Below are 20,479 nucleotides of genomic sequence, written 5' to 3' on the forward strand. Positions count from 1 at the left end.
CGCTGGCAAAAAAAAAACGCCTCCGGAGGAGGCGTTTCGCAATCATGAAGAAACTTATTTCTTCTTCGCTTTCGCGTTAGGCAGGTCGGTGATGCTACCTTCGAACACTTCTGCCGCCAGGCCAACAGACTCGTGCAGAGTCGGGTGAGCGTGGATAGTCAGCGCGATGTCTTCAGCGTCACAACCCATTTCGATAGCCAGACCGATTTCACCCAGCAGCTCGCCGCCGTTGGTACCGACAATCGCACCACCGATCACACGGTGAGTCTCTTTGTCGAAGATCAGTTTGGTCATACCGTCTGCGCAGTCGGAAGCGATAGCACGGCCAGAAGCAGCCCACGGGAAGGTGGCGGTTTCGTAGCTGATGCCTTTCTCTTTCGCTTCTTTCTCAGTCAGACCCACCCATGCCACTTCTGGCTCGGTGTAAGCGATAGATGGGATCACTTTCGGATCGAAGTAGTGTTTCATGCCGGCGATAACTTCAGCGGCAACGTGACCTTCGTGAACACCTTTGTGCGCCAGCATTGGCTGACCGACGATATCGCCGATAGCAAAGATGTGCGGCACGTTGGTGCGCAGCTGTTTGTCAACGCGGATGAAGCCACGGTCGTCCACTTCCACGCCTGCTTTGCCCGCGTCGAGGTTTTTACCGTTCGGCACACGGCCGATAGCCACCAGCACGGCGTCGTAACGCTGTGGTTCGGCAGGGGCTTTTTTGCCTTCCATGGAAACGTAAATACCGTCTTCTTTTGCTTCAACGGCAGTCACTTTAGTTTCCAGCATCAGGTTGAATTTCTTGCTGATACGTTTGGTGAAGACTTTAACGATGTCTTTATCGGCAGCCGGGATAACCTGGTCGAACATTTCAACCACGTCGATCTCTGAACCCAGCGCATGGTACACGGTACCCATTTCCAGACCGATGATACCGCCACCCATAACCAGCATACGCTTAGGTACGGATTTCAGCTCCAGCGCATCGGTGGAATCCCACACGCGTGGATCTTCATGTGGAATGAATGGCAGCTGAATTGGACGGGAGCCCGCAGCGATGATCGCGTTGTCGAAGTTAATAACGGTTTTGCCGTTTTCGCCTTCCACTTCCAGGGTATTCGCGCCGGTGAATTTACCCAGACCGTTTACCACTTTCACTTTACGGCCTTTGGCCATACCTGCCAGACCACCGGTCAGCTGAGTGATAACTTTCTCTTTCCAGGTACGAATCTTGTCGATATCGGTTTTCGGCTCGCCGAAGACGATACCGTGTTCAGCCAGTGCTTTGGCTTCTTCGATAACTTTCGCAACGTGCAGCAGAGCTTTAGAAGGGATACAGCCTACGTTCAGGCAAACACCACCGAGGGTGTTGTAGCGTTCTACGATTACGGTTTCCAGACCTAAATCAGCGCAACGGAAGGCAGCAGAGTAACCCGCCGGGCCTGCCCCAAGTACCACGACCTGAGTTTTGATTTCAGTACTCATCATGACCTCTTATTGATTTCCGGCGGTCCAGGTACTTGTCGCCCTTCATCCACCGGGACGTTCTATCCGCCCGCAGTTTACAAAATTGTTAACAATTTTGAAACAACAAACGGCTCACGAATTGTCGCTTTTCGCCAATAACCTCACAGACCACATGAGATTAACAGAAAAAAGCCGGCCGACTGGCCGGCTTTTCGATTACATCACCAGGCGGCGAATGTCGCTCAGGGTGTTGTTGATGATGGTGATGAAACGCGCACCATCAGCACCGTCGATCACGCGGTGGTCGAAGGACAGAGAGATTGGCATCATCAGACGCGGCACGAACTCTTTGCCATTCCATACCGGTTCCATCGCGGACTTGGACACACCGAGGATAGCCACTTCCGGCGCGTTAACAATCGGTGCGAAGTGGGTAGTACCCAGGCCGCCGATGCTGGAGATAGTGAAGCAGCCGCCCTGCATTTCGCCGGCAGTCAGCTTACCATCACGCGCTTTTTTGGAGATGGTGGTCAGTTCACGGGACAGCTCAGTGATGCTCTTCTTGTTCACGTCTTTAAAGACCGGAACAACCAGACCATTTGGCGTATCAACCGCAACACCGATGTTGATGTATTTCTTCAGCGTCAGCTTCTGGCCATCTTCGGACAAGGAGCTGTTGAAGCGTGGCATCTGCTCAAGCGCCGCAGCAACGGCTTTCATGATGAAGACGACTGGGGTGAATTTCACGTCCAGTTTACGCTTCTCAGCTTCGGCATTCTGCTGTTTACGGAACGCTTCCAGATCGGTGATATCCGTTTTGTCGAAGTGCGTAACGTGCGGGATCATCACCCAGTTACGGCTCAGGTTGGCACCCGAGATTTTCTGGATACGACCCAGTTCCACTTCTTCGATTTCACCGAACTTGCTGAAGTCCACTTTCGGCCATGGCAGCATGCCCGGGATACCGCCGCCAGCGGCAGCAGCAGGGGCAGCTTCAGCGCGTTTCACCGCGTCTTTCACATAGGCCTGAACGTCTTCGCGCAGGATACGACCTTTACGGCCAGTCCCTTTCACTTTCGCCAGGTTTACACCGAATTCGCGCGCCAGGCGACGAATCAGTGGCGTAGCGTGGACGTAAGCGTCGTTCTCAGCGAACTCAGATTTACCTTCTGCTTTTGCAGCAGGGGCAGCAGCAGGTTTAGCCGCCTGAGCCGGTGCAGCGGCAGGTGCTGGTGCAGCAGCGGCAGCCGGAGCAGCAGCTGGCGCAGCGCCTTCCACTTCGAAGACCATGATCAGAGAGCCCGTAGACACTTTGTCGCCGGTGCTGATTTTGATCTCTTTAACGGTACCCGCGAATGGCGCGGGTACTTCCATAGACGCTTTGTCGCCTTCAACGGTGATCAGTGACTGTTCAGCAGCAACTTTGTCGCCCACTTTCACCATCACTTCGGTGACTTCAACTTCGTCACCACCGATGTCAGGTACGTTGACATCTTTCGCACCGCCAGCAGCAGGTGCAGCGGCCGGTGCTGGCGCAGCAGCCTGAGCAGGCGCGGCAGCAGGTGCAGCACCTGCCACTTCGAAGATCATGATCAGAGAGCCGGTAGAAACTTTGTCACCGGTGTTGATCTTGATCTCTTTAACCGTACCCGCGAATGGCGCCGGCACTTCCATAGAGGCTTTGTCGCCTTCTACGGTGATCAGGGACTGCTCAGCCGTAACGGTATCGCCCACTTTCACCAGGATTTCAGTGACTTCAACTTCGTCACCGCCGATGTCAGGCACGTTGACTTCTTTTGCCGCAGCAGCTGCTGGTGCAGCAGCCGCAGGAGCAGCTTCTTTCTTCTCTTCCTGCGCAGGTGCAGCAGCTGCTGCACCGTCGGCGGAATCGAAAATCATGATCAGTTTGCCAGTCTCGGTTTTATCGCCAACAGAGACTTTGATCTCTTTAACGATGCCAGCCTGAGGAGACGGAACTTCCATAGAGGCTTTATCGCCTTCTACAGTGATCAGCGACTGTTCAGCTTCAACTTTGTCGCCCACTTTGACCAGGATCTCGGTGATTTCAACTTCATCAGCCCCGATGTCCGGTACTTTGATTTCGATAGCCATTCTTCTTTTACCTCTTACGCCAGACGCGGGTTAACTTTATCTGCATCGATGTTGAATTTGGTGATTGCGTCCGCAACCACTTTCTTATCGATTTCGCCACGTTTAGCCAGTTCGCCCAGTGCTGCTACAACCACGTAAGATGCATCCACTTCGAAGTGGTGACGCAGGTTTTCGCGGCTGTCAGAACGACCGAAGCCGTCAGTACCCAGTACGCGGTAGTCATCAGCCGGTACGTAAGTACGAACCTGCTCAGCGAACAGTTTCATATAGTCAGTAGACGCAACCGCAGGCGCGTCGTTCATCACCTGAGCGATGTATGGAACGCGTGGCGTTTCCATTGGGTGCAGCATGTTCCAGCGCTCACAATCCTGGCCATCACGCGCCAGTTCAGTGAAGGACGTTACGCTGTACACGTCAGAGCCAACGCCGTAGTCGTTCGCCAGGATCTGTGCCGCTTCACGTACGTGACGCAGGATAGAACCGGAGCCCAGCAGCTGAACTTTACCTTTGCTACCTGCAACGGTTTCGAGTTTGTAGATACCTTTACGGATACCTTCCTCGGCACCTGCTGGCATGGCCGGCATGTGGTAGTTTTCGTTCAGCGTGGTGATGTAGTAGTAAATGTTCTCTTGCGCTTCACCGTACATGCGCTGCAGACCGTCATGCATGATGACTGCCACTTCGTACGCGTAAGACGGGTCGTAAGAGATACAGTTAGGGATAGTCAGAGACTGAATATGGCTGTGACCATCTTCGTGCTGCAGACCTTCACCGTTCAGGGTCGTACGACCAGAAGTACCACCGATCAGGAAGCCGCGAGCCTGCTGGTCGCCTGCCTGCCAGCACAGGTCACCGATACGCTGGAACCCGAACATGGAGTAGTAAATGTAGAACGGGATCATCGGCAGGTTGTTGGTGCTGTAAGAGGTCGCAGCAGCCAGCCAGGATGCGCCTGCGCCCAGCTCGTTGATACCTTCCTGCAGGATCTGACCTTTCTCGTCTTCTTTGTAGTAAGCAACCTGTTCACGGTCCTGCGGGGTGTACTGCTGGCCGTTCGGGCTGTAAATACCGATCTGACGGAACAGACCTTCCATACCGAAAGTACGCGCTTCGTCGGCAATGATTGGAACCAGACGATCTTTGATCGACTTGTTCTTCAGCATCACGTTCAGGGCACGAACGAAAGCGATAGTGGTAGAGATCTCTTTGTTCTGCTCTTCCAGCAGCTGAGAGAAATCTTCCAGCGCTGGCAGTTCCAGCTTCTCGGTGAAGTTAGGCTGACGAGCTGGCAGGTAGCCTTTCAGCGCCTGACGACGTTCGTGCAGGTACTTATGCTCTTCAGAACCTTCAGGGAAGGTGATGTAAGACAGGTTTTCTACCTGCTCATCGGTCACTGGAACGTTGAAACGGTCGCGGATATAACGCACGCCGTCCATGTTCATTTTCTTAACCTGGTGAGCGATGTTTTTACCTTCTGCGGTATCACCCATGCCGTAACCTTTGATGGTATGGGCCAGGATTACAGTCGCTTTACCTTTGGTTTCACGCGCTTTTTTCAGTGCAGCGTAAATTTTCTTCGGATCGTGGCCGCCACGGTTCAGAGCCCAGATCTGTTCGTCAGTCCAGTCTGCAACCAGTGCTGCGGTTTCAGGATATTTACCGAAGAAGTGCTCACGAACGTAGGCACCGTCTTTGGATTTGAAGGTCTGGTAGTCACCGTCAACGGTTTCGTTCATCAGTTGGATCAGTTTACCGCTGGTGTCTTTACGCAGCAGTTCGTCCCAACGGGAACCCCACATCACTTTGATCACGTTCCAGCCAGCACCTGCGAAGATGCCTTCCAGTTCGTTGATGATCTTGCCGTTACCGGTTACCGGACCATCCAGACGCTGCAGGTTACAGTTGATGATGAAGCACAGGTTGTCCAGTTTTTCACGGGTCGCAATGGTGATTGCGCCTTTCGATTCTGGCTCATCCATCTCGCCATCGCCCAGGAAGGCGTAGACGGTCTGTTCAGAGGTGTCTTTCAGACCACGGTGTTCCAGATATTTCAGGAATTTAGCCTGATAGATAGCACCGATTGGGCCCAGACCCATGGATACTGTCGGGAACTGCCAGAATTCTGGCATCAGTTTAGGGTGTGGGTAAGAAGACAGACCTTTACCGTGAACTTCCTGACGGAAGTTGTTCATCTGCTCTTCAGTCAGACGACCTTCCAGGAATGCACGTGCATAGATGCCCGGAGAGATGTGGCCCTGGAAGTACACCAGATCGCCGCCGTCTTTCTCGTTAGCTGCACGGAAGAAGTGGTTGAAACACACTTCGTAAACGGTCGCAGAAGACTGGAAGGACGCCATGTGGCCACCCAGCTCCAGGTCTTTCTTGGACGCGCGCAGAACGGTCATGATGGCGTTCCAGCGGATTGCAGAACGGATACGGCGTTCCAGATCCAGATTGCCCGGGTATTCCGGTTCGTCTTCAACGGCAATCGTGTTTACGTAGTTGCTAGCCCCTGCACCTGAAGCAACCTTCACACCGCCTTTGCGGGCTTCAGAAAGCAGCTGATCAATCAGATACTGAGCACGCTCAACACCTTCTTCACGGATGACCGATTCGATCGCCTGTAGCCAGTCGCGAGTTTCGATCGGATCCACGTCATTTTGGAGACGTTCTGACATGGGGGTATTCCTTATCTATCTAATACGTTGATTTGTCTGGAACCTGTCCCATTGTGCTCTTGGGCAAGAACACAATAAGACAGGTTCTGCGTTTAGTTGCCGCGCTCTAAAAAACCCTGGCGCTTAATCCTTTCGTTGCTGTATGCGGCGTAATGAACGTTCGCGACGCGATTGTTCACGGCTGCGGTCCAGCAAGATTTCCTCAATGAAAGCCAGATGTCGGTGCGACGCTTCGCGCGCCTGCTCCGGTTCCCCGGCCATTATCGCCTCGAATACTCGGGTGCGATGGTTGCTTACCAATGGGAGCATGTCCCGACGGGCATACAACAATTCAAAATTCTGACGAACGTTCTGGGCCAGCATCGGCTCCATGCAGCGTAGCAGATGGAGGAGCACAACATTGTGTGCAGCTTCGGTGACGGCGATTTGATACTGGACAACGGCATTGGACTCGGCGTCTAAATCGCCGGATTGCTGTGCCCGTTCAATGGCCTGATGAAGTTCGCGGATACGCACGCGATCTTCATCAGTGCTACGAAGTGCGGCGTAATAGGCCGCGATACCTTCTAGCGCGTGACGGGTCTCAAGCAGATCAAACTGGGATTCTGGGTGGTCAGAGAGAAGTTCTACCAGCGGATCGCTGAAGCTCTGCCACAGGCTGTTTTGCACAAAGGTTCCGCCGCCCTGGCGACGAAGCAGCAAGCCCTTTGCTTCGAGACGTTGAATCGCCTCACGCAGAGAGGGACGTGAAACGTCGAACTGTTTTGCCAGCTCGCGTTCTGGCGGAAGTTTCTCACCCGGGCGCAGTGTCCCTTCGAGGATTAAAAACTCCAGCTGCTGCTCAATCACATCAGATAGTTTTGGTTGGCGAATTTTGCTGTAGGCCATATTCCCTGTCTTACGCCTTTTTGCCCGGAGTCAATTGGTCTTACCAATTTCAAGTTCGTATCGCTAAAGTAACAAAGTATTCACCTTCTGTCCATATTGGTTTTGATTGAAATCAGTAAACCCTGCACATTTTAACAACCTTACAGAAATAACGTTTCAGAAATGTAACTTCGCACAAATGAGTTAGTTACTCCCTTAGTGGGAGTTTTAACCTTAATGAAACGAGGGTTTTTGCAATCTGAAGCGATTCAACAACGCAAAATATGAAATTTTGCCCACTTACGGAGCATTTCTATTCTATAGGTTGGGGTATGAAGGGTTAGCGGGGTGATTTACAAATGCTTTCTTTTTATTCAACTCGTCATCGCCCCGTCATAAAGCAGGTGCAATCGCTGGCGCTTACCACTATTCTGGCGCTTACGGAAGACATCTCCGCTTTTTTCGGTCTCATTGACTGTAAAGAAATAAATACAGAAAACGGATATTCATAATTACACACGCGTCGCGTGAACATAACAACCACACACGAGGTTTCAAATGGAAGCTCAACAGCACGGCGATCAGCTAAAGCGCGGTCTGAAGAACCGCCATATACAGCTAATCGCACTGGGCGGTGCTATTGGCACTGGACTGTTTCTGGGAAGTGCATCCGTTATCCAGTCTGCCGGTCCCGGCATTATTTTGGGTTACGCCATTGCCGGTTTTATCGCTTTTCTGATTATGCGCCAGTTAGGTGAAATGGTCGTTGAAGAGCCGGTTGCGGGCTCTTTCAGCCACTTTGCCTATAAGTACTGGGGCAGTTTCGCCGGTTTCGCGTCAGGCTGGAACTACTGGGTGTTGTACGTTCTGGTTGCCATGGCTGAACTGACCGCCGTCGGGAAATACATTCAGTTCTGGTACCCGGAGATCCCCACCTGGGCTTCTGCTGCGGCCTTCTTCGTCATTATTAACGCCATCAACCTCACCAACGTTAAAGTCTTCGGTGAGATGGAGTTCTGGTTTGCCATCATCAAAGTAGTTGCTGTCGTGGCGATGATCATCTTTGGCGGCTGGCTGCTGTTTAGCGGCAATGGTGGCCCGCAGGCCACGGTACGCAACCTCTGGGAACAGGGCGGCTTCCTGCCTCACGGCATGACGGGCCTCGTGATGATGATGGCAATCATTATGTTCTCCTTTGGTGGTCTGGAGCTGGTCGGCATCACCGCAGCTGAAGCTGACAACCCGGAGCAGAGCATTCCGAAAGCGACCAACCAGGTTATCTACCGTATTCTGATTTTCTATGTGGGCTCACTGGCCGTTCTGCTCTCTCTGCTGCCGTGGACGCGCGTTACTGCAGACACCAGCCCGTTTGTCCTGATTTTCCACGAACTGGGCGATACCGTCGTGGCGAATGCGCTCAACATCGTGGTGCTGACGGCGGCGCTGTCGGTCTATAACAGCTGCGTATACTGCAACAGCCGTATGCTGTTCGGCCTGGCCCAGCAGGGTAACGCGCCGAAGATGCTGCTCAACGTCGACAAGCGTGGCGTTCCGGTGAACACCATCATCGTTTCGGCGATCGTAACGGCGCTGTGTGTCCTGATTAACTATCTGGCACCGGAATCGGCGTTTGGCCTGCTGATGGCGCTGGTGGTCTCTGCCCTGGTTATCAACTGGGCGATGATCAGCCTGGCACACATCAAGTTCCGCCGTGCCAAGCATCAGCAGGGTGTGAAGACTCGCTTCCCTGCCCTGCTCTATCCGCTGGGCAACTGGATCTGCCTGCTGTTTATGGCGGGAGTGCTGGTCATCATGCTGCTGACCCCGGGTATGGCAATCTCGGTGTACCTGATCCCAGTCTGGGTTGCCGTTCTTGGTATCGGCTATCTGTTTAGCCAGAAAAGCCGCAACGCCCTGAAAGCTCACTAAGTCTCCCCCGCGGTATCTGCGTTTTGCAGGTACCGCGTGTTGTTACCTCCCTCACAGTTTCACGCCAACAGCGTATTTATCCATATCACCGCCCTGATACTGCAACGCATATATTCGTTTGCCAGCAAATAATTCTCTCCATACCGTAACCCGGAGAGCAGTCTATGGATAACGCTAAACTGTCAGTAAAAGAAAAGATCGGCTATGGGATGGGCGATGCAGGTTGCAACATCATCTTTGGCGCCATCATGTTGTTTGTTAATTATTTTTATACCGATATTTTTGGCCTGGCACCTGCACTGGTCGGCGTACTGCTGCTGTCTGTCCGCGTAATTGATGCCGTAACGGATCCGATTATGGGGGCCATCGCCGACCGTACCCGCAGTAAATATGGCCGGTTTCGTCCATGGCTGCTGTGGATTGCCTTTCCCTATGCGCTGTTCAGCATTCTGATGTTCACCACACCAGAGTGGAGCTACAACAGCAAAGTTATCTATGCCTTCGTCACCTATTTCCTGCTCTCTTTAACCTATACGGCAATCAACATTCCTTACTGCTCGTTAGGCGGCGTGATTACCAACGATCCGCAGGAACGTGTTGCCTGCCAGTCCTATCGTTTTGTGCTGGTAGGTATCGCCACGCTGCTGCTGTCGCTGACGCTGTTACCGATGGCCGACTGGTTTGGTGGCGACAACAAAGCCAAAGGCTACCAGATGGCAATGACCGTGCTGGCGCTGATTGGTACCGGTATGTTCCTGTTCTGCTTCTATACCGTTCGCGAGCGTGTACGCCCGGCGGTACAGACTCATGACGAACTGAAAAACGACCTGAAAGACGTGTGGAAGAATGACCAGTGGGTGCGCATTCTGCTGCTGACCCTGTGCAACGTGTGCCCGGGCTTTATCCGCATGGCGGCCACGATGTACTACGTGACCTGGGTTATGGGCCAGAGTACCCATTTCGCCACGCTGTTTATCAGCCTGGGCGTGGTTGGCATGATGCTCGGCAGTATGCTGGCGAAAGTCCTCACCGACCGCTGGTGTAAGCTGAAAGTGTTCTTCTGGACCAACATCGTGCTGGCGATTTTCTCCTGCGCCTTCTATTTCTTCGATCCGAAAGCCACGGTCACCATTGTGGTGCTCTACTTCCTGCTGAACATCCTGCACCAGATCCCGTCTCCGCTGCACTGGTCGCTGATGGCCGACGTCGATGACTACGGTGAGTGGAAAACCGGTAAGCGCATCACCGGGATCAGCTTCTCCGGTAACATCTTCTTCCTCAAACTGGGGCTGGCGATTGCCGGTGCGATGGTTGGTTTCCTGCTCTCCTGGTACGGTTATGACGCGGGGGCGAAAGCGCAAAGTCCGGATGCCATCAACGGCATTGTATTGCTGTTTACCGTGATTCCGGGCGTCGGGTATCTCATTACCGCAGGCGTGGTACGTCTGCTGAAGGTTGACCGCGAAACGATGAAGCAGATCCAGGAAGACCTCGAGAAGCGTCGCAACAATTATCGCGAGCTGAATAATTATCAGGAACTCAAAGCCGCTGAGACGAAATAAGGAAAGCCGAATGCACACCTGGCCAAACCCGTTTATTGAACAACGTGCCGACCCCTATATTCTGCACCACGAGGGGCTGTACTACTTTATCGCCTCCGTGCCGCAGTACGACAGGCTCGAGATCCGTCGCGCCGACTCGCTGGAAGGACTACGCGATGCCGAAGAGGTCGTGGTCTGGCGTAAACCGGAGACCGGGCCGATGAGCCAGTTGATCTGGGCACCGGAACTGCACCACATTGACGGTAAGTGGTATATCTATTTTGCCGCCACCCATACCCAGGCGCTGGACAGCCTCGGGATGTTCCAGCACCGTATGTTTGCGCTGGAGTGTGCGGACCACGATCCCCTCACCGGGACGTGGATCGAGAAAGGCCAGATTACCACCCCGTTCGACACCTTCGCACTGGACGCCACCACGTTCGTCCATCAGGGAAAACGCTGGTATTTGTGGGCACAAAAAGCCCCGGATATCTCCGGAAACTCCAACCTCTATCTGTGCGAAATGGCGAATCCGTGGACGCTCAAAGGCGAGCCGGTGATGCTCAGTAAACCGGAGTATGACTGGGAGTGCCGCGGATTTTGGGTCAACGAAGGTCCGGCAGTGCTGTTTCACGAAGATAAGCTGTTTATCAGCTACTCCGCCAGCGCTACGGATGAGAACTATTGCATGGGGTTACTGTGGATAGACATGAACGCCGATCCGCAAAATCCGGCGAACTGGCATAAAGCGTCGCGTCCGGTTTTCCGAACCAGCGTCGAGAATCGTCAGTTTGGGCCCGGGCATAACAGCTTTACGCAAACGCCGGAGGGAGAAGACGTGCTGGTCTACCACGCGCGAAACTACACCGAGATTGAAGGCGACCCGCTCTATGACCCGAATCGTCACACGCGTCTGAAACACGTGCGCTGGGGCGAAAACGGGATGCCTGACTTTGGCATCCCGCCTGCTGATACGATCTGACCGGTACGGCGCGCTGGCTTAGACCAGCGTGCCGTAAATAGTCAGCAACGCCACGACCACGACCACCACAAACGACGTTTTCTTCGCCATGGAGACAGCCGCTTTCGGCGTTTCAATCTTGTCGGTATGCGGCTCACGCGCCAGCGAGAACTGCGCCAGACGTGTCAACACCTGATACTGAGACGTGTGGCGGTCGGCAAGCGAAGCAAACCATGCCGGCAGCGCTTTTTCACCGTGGCCAATTAACGCATAAACGACGCCCACCAGACGTACCGGGAGCCAGTCCAGCACATGCAGAATGGCATCGATACCCGACAATAAACGTTCATGCGGGGTAAGGTAACGGGCAAGCCAGGTCTGCCAGGCGCGCAGAAACGCATAGCCCATCAGCAGTACCGGCCCCCACGGACCGCCCACCACAAACCAGAACAGCGGTGCCAGGTAGTAACGGAAGTTGATCCACAGTAGCGCATTTTGCAGTTCGCGCAAAAATTCACGCTCATCGCAATCCGGCGGCACGCCGTGGATCATCGTCAGCTCGCTCGCCATGGCGCCCCGCGCATGGACATCGTCACGAGATGCGGCTTTCAGATAGGCGTGGTAGTGCATACGCACCTTGCCCGCGCCAATACAGAGCACGCCGAGCAGGATCCACACCACCAGCAGCGGCACGTTGAAAAAGAGGCCGTAAAGCGAACGCAGCAGTAAAAACGTTATAACCATCACGCCAGCGGTCATCAGCAGCGTGCGCAGCATGGAAAAATGTTTAATCCGGCGGAAAAGCACCTCCAGCCGGTGATCCAGATGCCAGTGCTCACCGAGTTTGAACAGGCGTTCAGCGATGATAACCAGCAGCATGGTAAACAACGTCATGTTATCTCCTTATTCTGACGACGCGGTAAGCAAGGCGCGAAACCGGGGCCAGTCAAAAGCCGGGCCGGGATCGGTTTTTCTCGCCGGGGCAATATCGCTGTGTCCCGTAATATTCCCGGCTATCGCGGGATAGAGCCCGATCAGCGTTTGGGTTACAGCCACCAACTGTTGATACTGTGAATCGGTGTAGGGGGTGGTGTCAGTGCCTTCCAGCTCAATCCCGATGGAAAAATCATTGCAGCGGTCGCGTCCCTGGTACATCGACACGCCGGCATGCCAGGCACGCTTATCAAAAGGGACGTACTGAACCACTTCGCCGTCGCGACGGATCAGACAGTGAGCCGACACGCGCAGATGCGCAATCTCAGCAAAGAAAGGATGGGCATCAGGATCCAGGTTCCCCGTGAATAATGCGTCGATCCACGGGCCGCCAAACTCACCCGGCGGGAGACTGATATTATGAACAACCAGCAGTGTGGGCTTTTCATCCTCCGGGCGGCAGTCGTGGTGCGGCGAGGGCACATGCCGCGCATCCACCAGCCATCCGTTTTCTAACAACATGCTGGAACTCCTTATGTATGGTGCTGTTACTCGGTTCAGAGTAGCATGTTTCAATATTATGATTCGTTACCAATTTGGAGTTTTATCATGCCGCCTCGCCGTTACAACCCCGACAACCGACGTGAAGCGCTTCTGGAACGTATTAATATGGATATTCCGGCAAGCGTTGCCCATGCCCTGAAAGAAGATCTGGGCGGTGACGTCAGCGCCGACAGGGATATTACCGCACAATTATTGCCAAAAGAGACTCGCTCACATGCGGTCATTATTACGCGCGAAGAGGGTATTTTTTGCGGTAAGCGTTGGGTTGAAGAGGTCTTTACCCAACTGGCAGGCGATGAGGTGCAGATCACCTGGCATGTCGACGACGGTGATGCGATTACGGCAAATCAGCCGCTGTTCGAACTTGATGGGCCTTCCCGTGTACTGCTGACCGGCGAACGAACCGCGCTGAACTTCGTGCAGACGTTGTCCGGTGTGGCAAGCGAAGTACGTCGCTACGTTGACCTGCTGGCGGGTACCCGCACGCAGTTGCTGGATACCCGCAAAACGCTACCGGGTCTGCGCACTGCGTTGAAATACGCGGTGCTCTGTGGCGGCGGTGCAAACCATCGTCTGGGGTTGTCTGACGCGTTCCTGATTAAAGAGAACCATATCATTGCCTCGGGATCCGTGCGTCAGGCGGTCGAAAAAGCCTTCTGGCTGCATCCGGATGTGCCCGTCGAAGTGGAAGTCGAAAACCTGGAGGAGCTGGAGCAGGCTATCAAGGCCGGCGCCGATATCATCATGCTTGATAACTTCGAAACCGAGCAGATGCGCGAGGCGGTAAAACTGACCAACGGCAAAGCCCAGCTTGAAGTATCCGGCAACGTGACGTTTGATACGATCCGTGAATTCGCCGAGACCGGCGTTGATTTTATCTCCGTTGGGGCGCTGACCAAGCACGTTCGCGCCCTCGACCTCTCGATGCGCTTCAAATAATGACCCTCCCCTCTCGTTGCGGAGAGGGGAAATTCACTCCCGCTCGCAAAACCATTGCCCTACCCTGCAACACGTCACGAATTCCCTGAAAGCCCCTTCACGTTCCTTTTTTTGCCCCTCGTTTCTGCGCTGTCTCACTGCCAGAGTAGCCCTACTTAACGTAAGGAGCAGACATGGACAGACAACAAGGATTCACACTCATTGAGCTGATGGTGGTGATCGGCATTATTGCCATTCTGAGCGCCATCGGCGTTCCCGCGTACCAGAACTACCTGCGAAAAGCAGCGTTGACCGATATGCTGCAAACCTTCATTCCCTACCGCACCGCCATTGAGCTTTGCGCCCTGGATCACGGCGGCGTGGAGAGCTGTGACGGAGGCAGTAATGGTATCCCGTCCCCCACCACTACCCGCTACGTTTCAGGCATGAACGTGGCGAAAGGCGTCGTGACCTTAACCGGCCAGGAGAGCCTTAACGGGCTGGAGGTGGTCATGACGCCACAATGGAGTGATGGCAACGGCATGACGGGGTGGACGCGTGACTGCAACATCGGTACCGACAGCGCGCTCAAGCAGGCCTGTGAAGACGTTTTCCGCTTCGACACCCACTGAGGAGCGGATGATGAATACCGATCAGCTTGTCGCACTTTGTCTGCGTCATCATGCCCTTCTGCTGAGCAGCGATAGCGACATGATTAGCATTGCCGTCGTGGGAAACCCCGGCCCTGAACTGATGGAAGCCCTGCGTTTCGCTACCCAGAAACGGATTGATATCGAGTGCTGGAGCGCCGAGCGCATGGAAAAGCACCGGCAGTTAACCACACAAACGCATCTGCCCGTCGTTACGCCGACACACTCAGCGGTGGATATTCTTAACCACACGCTTCAGCAGGCGATAAACCAACGCGCTTCTGATATTCATATTGAACCGATGGAGCAGACTTGCCAGATTCGCCTGCGCATCGACGGCGTGCTTTGCCCGCAGCCCCCACTTTCAGCCGCGCTGGCCACCATGCTCAGCGCCCGGTTAAAAGTGCTGGGTAACCTCGATATTGCGGAGCGCCGCTTACCCCAGGACGGTCAGTTTACGATTGAGCTGGCAAACGAGCCGGTCTCATTTCGCATCGCCACGCTTCCCTGCAGCGGGGGTGAAAAAATTGTACTGCGCCTGCTGCATCAGGTTCAGCAATCTCTTGAGCCGGAAACGTTGGGGATGAATGCTAAACAGCTGGCCGGCTTTAGCGAAGTGCTCCACCAGCCGCAGGGGCTGATTCTGGTTACCGGCCCCACCGGCAGCGGTAAAACCGTGACGCTGTATAGCGCGCTGCAGGCTCGAAACACGCCGGATGTGAACATCTGCAGCGTGGAAGACCCGATAGAGATCCCGCTTGCAGGATTAAACCAGACGCAGATAAACCCGCGTGCGGGCCTCACCTTCCAGACGGTGCTGAGAGCGCTGCTACGTCAGGATCCTGACATCATTATGGTCGGCGAAATTCGTGATGGCGAAACGGCAGAGATTGCCATTAATGCCGCACAAACCGGGCATCTGGTGTTGTCGACGCTACACACCAACTCGACGGCGGAAACCCTGATCCGCCTGCAGCAGATGGGGGTGGCGCGATGGATGATCTCTTCCGCCCTCTCGCTGGTCATCGCCCAGCGACTGGTGCGCCGTTTATGCCCCCATTGCCGCCAGGAAACCGACAAGCGGGCAGAACTGCCTCGCTCCGTTTGGCCCCGGCCGCTACCGCGCTGGCAACCCACCGGCTGTGAGCGCTGTTATCACGGTTTTTATGGTCGCGTCGCCATTTTTGAAGTGCTCGTCATTGACCAGACACTCCGGCAGGCCATTGCCAGCGGAGCGGGGACAGAGGTGATTGAGGCCAGCGCCCGTCAGGCAGGAATGACATCCCTTTTCGAACATGGCTGTATGGCTGTTGAACAGGGACTGACCACGCTCGAAGAGTTGCTGCGTATCCTGGGAATGCCCGATGGCTGCTAATCACCTCTGGCGCTGGCGTGCGCTATCCGTTGAAGGAGAGCCCCGAAGCGGGGCTCTATGGGCAACTGACCGCAATGCGGCTTTCCACAGGCTGATGCGCAAAGCGCTGCATCCTCTGACAATCACCCGCTGCACGCAGAGGTATCGCTGGCGACCACATCACCGCTATGAGGTATTTCACCAGCTCGCCACGCTTTTGCAGGCGGGCCTGACACTGTCTGACAGCCTGCAGATGCTGGCGGACCAGCATCCGATAACCCCCTGGCAGGCACTCCTGCAAAGCCTTGCCGATGAGCTGAGTGAAGGATGCCCTTTTTCTGAGGCGCTGAAGCGCTGGCCCGCGGTATTTAGCCCACTGTATGTGTCGATGGTGAAGACCGGCGAGCTAACCGGGAAGCTGGAGACGTGCTGCCGTGAGCTTGCCCAGCAACAAAAATCACAGCAGCAACTCAGTGCGAAAGTGAAAAAGGCACTGCGTTACCCGATGGTAATCCTGGCTCTGGCGGTACTCGTGGTGCTGGCCATGGTCACTCTGGTCTTGCCCGAATTCGCCGCCATCTACAAAACGTTTAATACCCCGCTCCCGATGCTGACACAAATAGTCATGGGAATGGCAACGTTTATACAGTCCTATGCCCTCGCGCTGTTCGCGGGGCTACTCCTTCCTGTGAGCATCGCCTGGGCTTGGCGGCAGGATCCACGCTGGCAACACGTACTGCTGCATATCCCCGTCATGGGCGCGCTGGCTAAAGGACAAAAGCTGGGGCAAATTTTTACCGTGCTGTCGCTCACGCAGCAGGCGGGCATCGCTTTTTTAAAGGGTCTGGAGAGTGCAGAAGAGACGGTTGAGAGCAGGTACTGGCAGGGGATACTCCGCGCCATCCGGGAAGACATTGAAAAGGGTTATCCCCTTTGGGCATCCTTTCAAAAGGCGGCGGTTTTTACTCCGCTGTGTATTCAGCTATTACGAACCGGTGAAACGTCAGGTGCGCTCGATATCATGCTGGTAAACCTGGCGCGTCACCACACGGAGCAAACCTTTCAGTCAGCAGATAACCTGGCTGCCGTGCTGGAGCCTGTGCTGCTGATCGTGACGGGTGTGATTATCGGCACGCTGGTGGTGGCAATGTATCTGCCTATCTTCCATCTCGGGGATGCGATGAGTGCGGGATAACGCTGGCACACGGATGCGCGCCAGCTTACGCGATTACAGGCTATTGAAAACGCGGTTTTCCTGTTCCTGAACGCGGATAAAGGTCGTGCGTTTCGTCAACTCTTTCAGGCGGGATGCCCCCACATAGGTGCAGGCCGAACGCAGGCCACCAAGAATATCACGCGCGGTATTCTCAACCGGGCCGCGCAGCGGCAGCTTCACGGTTTTGCCTTCTGCCGCACGGTATTTTGCAACGCCACCCACGTGACGGGTCATCGCCGATTCAGAGCTCATACCGTAGAACAGCATAAATTTCTCACCGTTCTCTTCCACCACGGTACCGCCACTCTCTTCGTGACCTGCCAGCATACCGCCAAGCATCACGAAGTCTGCGCCGCCGCCGAAAGCTTTCGCGACATCACCCGGGGTAGTACAACCACCGTCACTGATGATCTGGCCGCCCAGGCCGTGCGCGGCATCGGCACATTCAATAACCGCAGAAAGCTGCGGATAACCGACACCGGTTTTCACACGCGTGGTGCACACGGAACCCGGGCCAATGCCCACTTTGACGATATCTGCGCCAGAGAGGATCAGCTCCTCACACATCTCGCCGGTCACTACGTTACCCGCAATGATGGTTTTGTTCGGCCAGGCTTCACGCGCCTTGCTCACGAACTGCACGAAGTGTTCGGAATAACCATTCGCTACATCAATACAGACGAAGTTCAGCGCGGGGTTACTCTTGAGGATTTGTTTGGTCTTTTCGAAATCGGCATCTGAGGTTCCGGTAGAGACCATCACATGCTTCACGACCTCAGCAGAAGCGGATGCCACAAAGGCGTTCCACTCTTCAGGGCTGTAGTGTTTGTGAACTGCCGTGAGGATGTCGAACTGTGCCAGCGCGGTTGCCATCTCGAAGGTTCCCACGGTGTCCATATTGGCAGCGATGATCGGCACGCCAGACCAGGTCTGACCGGAATGTTTAAAGGTGAATTGACGTTCGAGTTCAACGTCTGAGCGACTTTTCAGTGTAGAGCGTTTAGGGCGGATAAGAACGTCTTTGAAACCTAACTTCAGATCTTCTTCGATACGCATGTGGTGATTCCTGGGGTTAGAGGCAAATATGTTAAAAGCACAACTCCAGTGACGTTATCATACGCACTAATACCTGCTCCGCAAGACTGCGAAATTCTCTTTTTTTACGCTACAATCCTATGAATTTACCTGGTAAAAAGCCGGTAAAGAGAGCTAAACATTGGCTGGCACACGTTTGAATTTCAACCAACTGATTTTAATAATGAATAATTCCCAGGATTTGATTTAATGGGGTATACCGTCGCATTAACCGGCGGCATCGGTAGTGGCAAAAGTACCGTTGCGGACGCTTTCGCTCGCCTGGGTATCGCGATTATCGATGCCGATATCATTGCCCGTCAGGTGGTAGAACCGAATACACCCGCGTTAAAGGCCATTGAAGAACATTTTGGCCCGGCCATCATCAATGCGGACGGCACGCTAAATCGCCGACAGCTTCGCGAATGCATTTTTTCCGATTCTGCGGAAAAGGTCTGGCTTAATGCCCTGCTCCACCCCATTATCCACCAGGAAACCCAGCGTCAGATTGCCGCCGCCCGCTCACCGTATGTGCTGTGGGTAGTTCCGTTGCTGGTAGAAAATCAGCTGCAGAAGAAAGCCGATCGGGTTCTGGTCATTGATGTCCTTCCCGAAACGCAAATCCAGCGAACCATGACGCGCGATCGCGTCTCGCGCGAACATGCCGAACAAATTCTTGCCGCTCAGGCCACGCGCGATCAGCGCCTGGCCGTTGCGGATGATATTATTGATAATAACGGCGCACCAGATGCCATTGCATCGGATGTTGCCCGTCTGCACGCGCAGTATTTGACCTTCGCCGCGCAGGCCGTTGCACAGGAAAAACCATAATGTCGACTCACATCCTTTTTGAGCATCCGCTTAACGAAAAAATGCGTACCTGGCTGCGTATCGAATTTCTTATTCAACAACTCTCGCAACACCTGCCTGTCAACGATCACGCCACTGCGTTGCACTTCTTCCGCAATGTGGGCGACCTGCTGGATGTGATTGAGCGTGGAGATGTTCGCACCGAATTACTGAAAGAACTCGAGCGTCAGCAGCGTAAACTGCAGGCATGGGCGGAAGTCCCGGGTGTTGATCAAAGCCGTATCGATTCCCTGCGTCAGCAGTTAAAAAGCAGTAGCAGCACGTTAATGGCTGCCCCTCGCGTTGGCCAGTTTTTGCGTGAAGATCGCTTGATTGCCCTGGTACGCCAGCGCCTGAGTATTCCCGGTGGATGCTGCAGCTTTGACCTGCCGACGCTTCATATGTGGCTGCACATGCCGCAAACGCAGCGTGATGCGCAGGTGAATATCTGGCTGGAAAGCCTGGAGCCGATGCACCGGACGTTATCGCTGATCCTCGATCTTATCCGTAACTCTGCGCCGTTCCGCAAGCAGACCAGCCTGAACGGTTTTTACCAGGATAACGGGGACGATGCCGATCTGCTGCGACTGAACCTTTCGCTCGACGTGCAGCTTTACCCGCAAATTTCCGGGCATAAGAGCCGTTTTGCGATTCGCTTTATGCCGCTGGACAGTGAAAATGGCACCGTGCCGGAACGCCTCGATTTTGAACTGGCCTGTTGTTAAGGAGTGCCAATGTCTGACGTAACCATCGTAAACTGCCCAACCTGTGGCAAAAGTGTTGTCTGGGGCGAAGTGAGCCCATACCGCCCATTCTGCTGTAAACGCTGTCAGTTAATTGACCTGGGCGAATGGGCGGCGGAAGAGAAACGCATTCCGAGTGAAGGCACTCTTTCGGACAGCGATGACTGGAGTGAAGAACAGCAGTAAATTAAACGCCCTGCACTAACCGGGTAATCACAGGTTCATTTGCCGGCGGGAATTTGTCGGCATCGCTTGCCTGCAGTTCAACCCAGTTACCCGGTTGCCCCTCTTTGCCCCAGGGATCCCCCTCCCAGTTTTCCACCAGCCAGAACCAAAGCGTAATGTGACGGTCGGGAAACTGGTATTCGAGCTTGTCAAACAGCGTTGCGCCAAGCGGGGTGATCCCCACTTCTTCCTGAAGCTCACGGATCAGCGCCTGTTCCGGCGTTTCGCCTGACTCGATTTTCCCGCCCGGAAACTCCCATTTGTTCGCCATATGGGCGTCGGCGGCGCGCTGGGTGATAAAGAACTGGTTTTGCGGGTTGCGAATAATCCCGACGGCAATTTGCAGTATTTTCATATTGTCACTTCCATAAAAAAGGCGCAGATTTCTGCGCCTTTTTGTTTTG

General features: G+C 54.4%; 18 protein-coding genes. 10 read left to right on the top strand and 8 right to left on the bottom strand.

The window, feature by feature from the left end; translation table 11 throughout:
- Positions 1-54: 54 nt before the first annotated feature.
- The 4 genes from lpdA to pdhR form a co-directional block, all read right to left on the bottom strand.
- Positions 55-1,479, bottom strand: coding sequence for a dihydrolipoyl dehydrogenase (lpdA, locus tag QE396_RS13010; protein ID WP_020882589.1), 1,425 nt, complete (start codon positions 1,477-1,479; stop codon positions 55-57).
- A gap of 198 nt (positions 1,480-1,677) precedes the next feature.
- Complete coding sequence (gene aceF / locus QE396_RS13015; protein WP_025205387.1) at positions 1,678-3,573, bottom strand: pyruvate dehydrogenase complex dihydrolipoyllysine-residue acetyltransferase; 1,896 nt, start codon at positions 3,571-3,573, stop codon at positions 1,678-1,680.
- A 14-nt stretch (positions 3,574-3,587) separates the two neighbouring features.
- Positions 3,588-6,251, bottom strand: a complete 2,664-nt coding sequence (aceE, locus tag QE396_RS13020) for a pyruvate dehydrogenase (acetyl-transferring), homodimeric type (RefSeq protein WP_014168653.1) — start codon at positions 6,249-6,251, stop codon at positions 3,588-3,590.
- Between the two features lie 123 nt (positions 6,252-6,374).
- Entirely contained in the window at positions 6,375-7,139 is a 765-nt protein-coding gene (gene pdhR / locus QE396_RS13025) for a pyruvate dehydrogenase complex transcriptional repressor PdhR (protein ID WP_013095596.1), read from the bottom strand.
- A gap of 537 nt (positions 7,140-7,676) precedes the next feature.
- On the opposite strand from pdhR, the gene aroP reads away from it, so the two are divergent.
- The 3 genes from aroP (at position 7,677) to QE396_RS13040 (ending at position 11,570) form a co-directional block, all read left to right on the top strand.
- Positions 7,677-9,047: an aromatic amino acid transporter AroP gene (gene aroP, locus QE396_RS13030; protein WP_014168651.1), complete on the top strand. Its 1,371-nt coding sequence runs from the start codon at positions 7,677-7,679 to the stop codon at positions 9,045-9,047.
- 164 nt (positions 9,048-9,211) lie between these two features.
- Complete coding sequence (locus QE396_RS13035; protein WP_014168649.1) at positions 9,212-10,609, top strand: glycoside-pentoside-hexuronide (GPH):cation symporter; 1,398 nt, start codon at positions 9,212-9,214, stop codon at positions 10,607-10,609.
- 10 nt (positions 10,610-10,619) lie between these two features.
- Positions 10,620-11,570 carry a family 43 glycosylhydrolase gene (locus QE396_RS13040; protein ID WP_020882587.1) on the top strand — a complete coding sequence of 317 codons (951 nt, stop codon included), beginning with the start codon at positions 10,620-10,622 and terminating at the stop codon, positions 11,568-11,570.
- An 18-nt stretch (positions 11,571-11,588) separates the two neighbouring features.
- Here QE396_RS13040 and ampE read toward each other — a convergent pair whose 3' ends face one another.
- A complete protein-coding gene (gene ampE / locus QE396_RS13045; protein ID WP_020882586.1) occupies positions 11,589-12,443 on the bottom strand; it encodes a beta-lactamase regulator AmpE in 855 nt (284 codons plus the stop codon).
- A gap of 9 nt (positions 12,444-12,452) precedes the next feature.
- Complete coding sequence (gene ampD, locus QE396_RS13050; RefSeq protein ID WP_020882585.1) at positions 12,453-13,004, bottom strand: 1,6-anhydro-N-acetylmuramyl-L-alanine amidase AmpD; 552 nt, start codon at positions 13,002-13,004, stop codon at positions 12,453-12,455.
- 87 nt (positions 13,005-13,091) lie between these two features.
- Here ampD and nadC point away from each other — a divergent pair, with 87 nt between their 5' ends.
- The 4 genes from nadC to hofC all read left to right on the top strand — a co-directional run bounded on the left by nadC (position 13,092) and on the right by hofC (position 17,163).
- A complete protein-coding gene (gene nadC / locus QE396_RS13055; protein ID WP_020882584.1) occupies positions 13,092-13,985 on the top strand; it encodes a carboxylating nicotinate-nucleotide diphosphorylase in 894 nt (297 codons plus the stop codon).
- Between the two features lie 173 nt (positions 13,986-14,158).
- On the top strand, positions 14,159-14,596 hold the full coding sequence (ppdD, locus tag QE396_RS13060) for a prepilin peptidase-dependent pilin (RefSeq protein WP_014168644.1): 438 nt from the start codon (positions 14,159-14,161) through the stop codon (positions 14,594-14,596).
- A gap of 10 nt (positions 14,597-14,606) precedes the next feature.
- Positions 14,607-15,989 carry a type II secretion system protein GspE gene (gspE, locus tag QE396_RS13065; protein WP_020882583.1) on the top strand — a complete coding sequence of 461 codons (1,383 nt, stop codon included), beginning with the start codon at positions 14,607-14,609 and terminating at the stop codon, positions 15,987-15,989.
- Positions 15,979-17,163, top strand: coding sequence for a protein transport protein HofC (gene hofC / locus QE396_RS13070; protein WP_020882582.1), 1,185 nt, complete (start codon positions 15,979-15,981; stop codon positions 17,161-17,163). The genes gspE and hofC overlap by 11 nt, the downstream gene beginning before the upstream one ends.
- Before the next feature lie 33 nt (positions 17,164-17,196).
- Here the strand turns inward: hofC and QE396_RS13075 are convergent, their stop codons facing one another.
- Positions 17,197-18,240 (bottom strand): GMP reductase, encoded by a 1,044-nt coding sequence (locus tag QE396_RS13075; protein WP_014168641.1) that lies wholly within the window; start codon positions 18,238-18,240, stop codon positions 17,197-17,199.
- A gap of 228 nt (positions 18,241-18,468) precedes the next feature.
- Between QE396_RS13075 and coaE the strand changes: the two genes are divergently transcribed.
- Genes coaE through yacG form a run of 3 tightly spaced genes read left to right on the top strand, consistent with a single transcriptional unit; the run spans position 18,469 to position 20,036 of the window.
- On the top strand, positions 18,469-19,089 hold the full coding sequence (coaE, locus tag QE396_RS13080; protein WP_020882581.1) for a dephospho-CoA kinase: 621 nt from the start codon (positions 18,469-18,471) through the stop codon (positions 19,087-19,089).
- Complete coding sequence (gene zapD, locus QE396_RS13085) at positions 19,089-19,832, top strand: cell division protein ZapD (protein WP_014168639.1); 744 nt, start codon at positions 19,089-19,091, stop codon at positions 19,830-19,832. Before coaE ends, zapD begins: the two co-directional genes overlap by 1 nt.
- A gap of 9 nt (positions 19,833-19,841) precedes the next feature.
- The gene (gene yacG / locus QE396_RS13090) at positions 19,842-20,036 is read left to right on the top strand and encodes a DNA gyrase inhibitor YacG (RefSeq protein ID WP_020882580.1); all 195 of its coding nucleotides are present in this window, start codon (positions 19,842-19,844) and stop codon (positions 20,034-20,036) included.
- Between the two features lies 1 nt (position 20,037).
- Here the strand turns inward: yacG and mutT are convergent, their stop codons facing one another.
- Complete coding sequence (gene mutT, locus QE396_RS13095) at positions 20,038-20,430, bottom strand: 8-oxo-dGTP diphosphatase MutT (RefSeq protein ID WP_014168637.1); 393 nt, start codon at positions 20,428-20,430, stop codon at positions 20,038-20,040.
- Positions 20,431-20,479: the final 49 nt, after the last annotated feature.

It is taken from the genome of Enterobacter sp. SORGH_AS_0287 (assembly GCF_031453695.1).
Taxonomy (GTDB): domain Bacteria; phylum Pseudomonadota; class Gammaproteobacteria; order Enterobacterales; family Enterobacteriaceae; genus Enterobacter; species Enterobacter ludwigii.

Coding starts and splice junctions, on each gene's coding strand:
- ppdD (WP_014168644.1), top strand. CDS start 14,159: ATGGACAGACAACAAGGATTCACACTCATTGAGCTGATGGTGGTGATC.
- yacG (WP_020882580.1), top strand. CDS start 19,842: ATGTCTGACGTAACCATCGTAAACTGCCCAACCTGTGGCAAAAGTGTT.
- zapD (WP_014168639.1), top strand. CDS start 19,089: ATGTCGACTCACATCCTTTTTGAGCATCCGCTTAACGAAAAAATGCGT.
- QE396_RS13075 (WP_014168641.1), bottom strand. CDS start 18,240: ATGCGTATCGAAGAAGATCTGAAGTTAGGTTTCAAAGACGTTCTTATC.
- gspE (WP_020882583.1), top strand. CDS start 14,607: ATGAATACCGATCAGCTTGTCGCACTTTGTCTGCGTCATCATGCCCTT.
- lpdA (WP_020882589.1), bottom strand. CDS start 1,479: ATGAGTACTGAAATCAAAACTCAGGTCGTGGTACTTGGGGCAGGCCCG.
- aroP (WP_014168651.1), top strand. CDS start 7,677: ATGGAAGCTCAACAGCACGGCGATCAGCTAAAGCGCGGTCTGAAGAAC.
- aceF (WP_025205387.1), bottom strand. CDS start 3,573: ATGGCTATCGAAATCAAAGTACCGGACATCGGGGCTGATGAAGTTGAA.
- hofC (WP_020882582.1), top strand. CDS start 15,979: ATGGCTGCTAATCACCTCTGGCGCTGGCGTGCGCTATCCGTTGAAGGA.
- pdhR (WP_013095596.1), bottom strand. CDS start 7,139: ATGGCCTACAGCAAAATTCGCCAACCAAAACTATCTGATGTGATTGAG.
- QE396_RS13035 (WP_014168649.1), top strand. CDS start 9,212: ATGGATAACGCTAAACTGTCAGTAAAAGAAAAGATCGGCTATGGGATG.
- aceE (WP_014168653.1), bottom strand. CDS start 6,251: ATGTCAGAACGTCTCCAAAATGACGTGGATCCGATCGAAACTCGCGAC.
- QE396_RS13040 (WP_020882587.1), top strand. CDS start 10,620: ATGCACACCTGGCCAAACCCGTTTATTGAACAACGTGCCGACCCCTAT.
- ampE (WP_020882586.1), bottom strand. CDS start 12,443: ATGACGTTGTTTACCATGCTGCTGGTTATCATCGCTGAACGCCTGTTC.
- mutT (WP_014168637.1), bottom strand. CDS start 20,430: ATGAAAATACTGCAAATTGCCGTCGGGATTATTCGCAACCCGCAAAAC.
- ampD (WP_020882585.1), bottom strand. CDS start 13,004: ATGTTGTTAGAAAACGGATGGCTGGTGGATGCGCGGCATGTGCCCTCG.
- coaE (WP_020882581.1), top strand. CDS start 18,469: ATGGGGTATACCGTCGCATTAACCGGCGGCATCGGTAGTGGCAAAAGT.
- nadC (WP_020882584.1), top strand. CDS start 13,092: ATGCCGCCTCGCCGTTACAACCCCGACAACCGACGTGAAGCGCTTCTG.